Source organism: bacterium (assembly GCA_040757115.1).
Classification (GTDB): domain Bacteria; phylum UBA9089; class CG2-30-40-21; order CG2-30-40-21; family SBAY01; genus JBFLXS01.
Map to the genome: position 1 here is coordinate 1 of JBFLYA010000357.1, position 2,910 is coordinate 2,910.

Annotated in this window: 3 protein-coding genes; 2 read left to right on the plus strand and 1 reads right to left on the minus strand. The window is 35.6% G+C overall.

All coding sequences use genetic code 11. The annotated features are described in order from the left end of the window. The first annotated feature begins 425 nt into the window (after positions 1-425). Positions 426-902 carry a hypothetical protein gene (locus AB1422_18565; protein ID MEW6621304.1) on the plus strand — a complete coding sequence of 159 codons (477 nt, stop codon included), beginning with the start codon at positions 426-428 and terminating at the stop codon, positions 900-902. 103 nt (positions 903-1,005) lie between these two features. Then, complete coding sequence (locus AB1422_18570; GenBank protein MEW6621305.1) at positions 1,006-1,170, plus strand: hypothetical protein; 165 nt, start codon at positions 1,006-1,008, stop codon at positions 1,168-1,170. Positions 1,171-1,183: 13 nt separating this feature from the next. Here AB1422_18570 and AB1422_18575 read toward each other — a convergent pair whose 3' ends face one another. Further along, positions 1,184-2,650, minus strand: a complete 1,467-nt coding sequence (locus tag AB1422_18575; protein MEW6621306.1) for an OmpA family protein — start codon at positions 2,648-2,650, stop codon at positions 1,184-1,186. Positions 2,651-2,910: the final 260 nt, after the last annotated feature.

A 2,910-nucleotide genomic window follows, 5' to 3' on the forward strand; every position in this document is an offset into this window, starting at 1 on the left:
GGTTCAGTAACTCTTGCCTCAATAACTGCTATGGTAAGAAACAATGAAACTAAAAGATGGTTTGAAGAGGGTAAGATAGAACTCAAATTGGCAGCATAAAATCTAACCGCACAGGTCGAAATTTTGCAAATTACTATGAATAATCTCCATATCTTTCTTTATCTCTTTATCTCCTTATCCCCTTTTTTACACCAAATCTGCATAGATTTTACTATTAGCGTTATTTTCAGACACCACCAAAAATTCAGGGAGTGAAGTTTTGAGGATGGTTTCCCAAATGTCACTAATTTCCTGCATAAATAGAGTCTATAGTCTTGTGTCTGATGTCCAGTGTCTGAATCACAGGCCCAAACTAAAATCTTATTGACATAATGATGAGATATTTGGTATAATTAGAATAAAACTTAAATACAGGAGGTGTAAAAATGCCAGTTATTGCTATTCCAAAACCATTAAGGGAAAAATTAGGTGAAGATGGGATTGATTCTCTAATTGATGTGCTTAACAAATCAGAGGAAAGGGTAAAAGAAGATGTTATTACCTTATCAGCAGAAAAGTTTGAAAGAAGACTCTCTCAGGAGATTAGTGGAGTAAGGTCTGACCTTGCCATCCTTGAGGGAAAGTTTGAAACAAGAATCACTCAAGAAACCTCAAAGATTGACAAAAGAATAACTGAGGAAGTGTCTATGCTTGAAGTCAAACTTGACAAAAGAATAACAGAAGAAACAGCTAAACTTGACAAAAGAATAACTGAGGAGGTCTCTAATGTTAATGAAAGAATTTCAGAGGTAAGGGTTGAATTAAAGGCTACTTACGCCAGCATAATAAGATGGATGTTTATCTTCTATCTTGGCCAGATTGGTGCTATAATGGCCATCTTATTTGCCTTTTTTAAAAGATGATGCACAGAAAAGGAGCAATGGGGTCAATGGCAATTGAAAACTGAGCCATTTTTGGCAATCGAAAATTGGGTGGTGTCTCAAAATAACTCTAATAGTGAAATCTATGCAGATTTGGTGTAAAAAAGGGGATAAGGAGATAAAGGGAGATATGAAGATTATTCATTGTAATTTCCAAAATTTTAGAATGAATTTATCTTCTAATCTTCATAATCCCCATAATCTCCATATCTCCTTTTCGGACACTATTTTAACCTTTATAATAGATTAAGACTACCCCAAAATCATTTATGCCAAAAAGTAATCTCTTTATAAAAACTTCCTTCCGCCGGCAGGAGTTCAGATGGTTTTTTATTCGGTATACTTTTTGGTCTAATATCACCCAAACCTCTTGTTTTGATTTGGAATTCAATTTCACTAGCTTCAGCCTCATTTATCCCTATCTCTCCTGAGGCAGAATCTTTTCTTCCTCTGGAAGCGATATGGATAATATCTTCTGCAGGTTCTTTAGTAGCCAGCAGGAAGATTGTCTCCTTACCTATAGTCTCATCAAGATAGAACCATGTGTCAGGTTTTGGAATCCAGTAGTCTATATTTTTTACTGGATTCTTTTCAGGGGTGAATTTTGCATTTGGAAATAGTTGAGTCATCTTTCCTGAGGTATCCTTTTGGAAGATATAGACATAGCATAGCTGTTCAGGTTTGAAGTAAACCTTGTAGTTATCTTTTGAGGTAAGCGTCATATTATTCCACATCTTTGCTGGCTTACCGTCTTTTTCGTAAAGGAAACTTACATTTAAAGAAAGTCTTGGAGGATTAATAATTGGTAAGTCTTCTTCCTCTACCCTTTCTATCTCCACACGGCGATTTAAAGCATAAGAGGCTTCATCATTTCCATTGACAACCGGTCTGTCTTCACCATAGCCACGAGTAATAAGTTTTTCCGCAGGAATAGAAAAGTGGGCAATTAAATATTTCTTTACACTTTCAGCCCTTTTTTCAGAGAGGGTTTGATTATATTCCCTTGAACCACGCGAATCAGTATGGCCGGCTATCTTAAATTTGACTTTTGCCAACTTTTGAGAAGATAACGCCTTTCCTATTTCATTAAGCTGAGGGATGGCTTGCTTGGATATTGTAGATCTGTTGTAATCAAAGTGTATCCTAAATACCATTTTTGAAGTATCCCTGATACCATCAACGGTTCTTGTAGTTACTCTTCCTAAAACACCCCTTGTAGTTTCAGCCTGAATTACACCATATTTATCAATATCATTAAGAATAGCCTTTGTATGAGAAAGCCTCTTTTGATATAATTGATATAATTTATTATCAGGGTTTAACTTGAGCCCTTTTTCATACCAACTTTTCGCTTCTTCATACCTTCCTGTCTTAAAATATACATCACCCAAACCAAAATAGGGATCAGAGGCATCAGGTCTTAGTTTATTAACTACTTCCTGATATTGAGTTATGGCATCTTCATATCTTTCGAGGTTCTCGTAGACATCTCCTAAGTTATTATGTGCCTCAGCATAATCAGGATATAACTCTATTGCCTTGCTGTAAAAGTATTCCTTCTGTCTCAACACCTCTACTGAACAGGCATTGCGAACTTCACTTCTTAGACCAAGCGCCTTTTGAAAGAGCTCTTTTGCTTTTTCCTTATCCTCTCCTTGAGCTTGAGATAAGAGAGCAAAATTCAAACAAAGAGAGAAAATTGTAACCTTAAATAGTATTTTTACTAACATTTTTTTACACCTCCTCATATAGCCTTTTGCTGAAGGAGTTTAATCTCCTTCTACTTTTAATTATCGAATCAATTTCTATTTTTTCTCACCACCTCCTTTAAATCTCGTGAGGGTCGGACTTATTCTAACCCCACATCAGAAGTAGGATTAGAGAGATTATGTAATAATTACACCTCCCATCCTTAAATCCTTCCCTTATCTCTTTGTCCTCCCCTTTAATCTTTCCTTAAAATCAATATTTTTGTTTAGGAATATTCTTA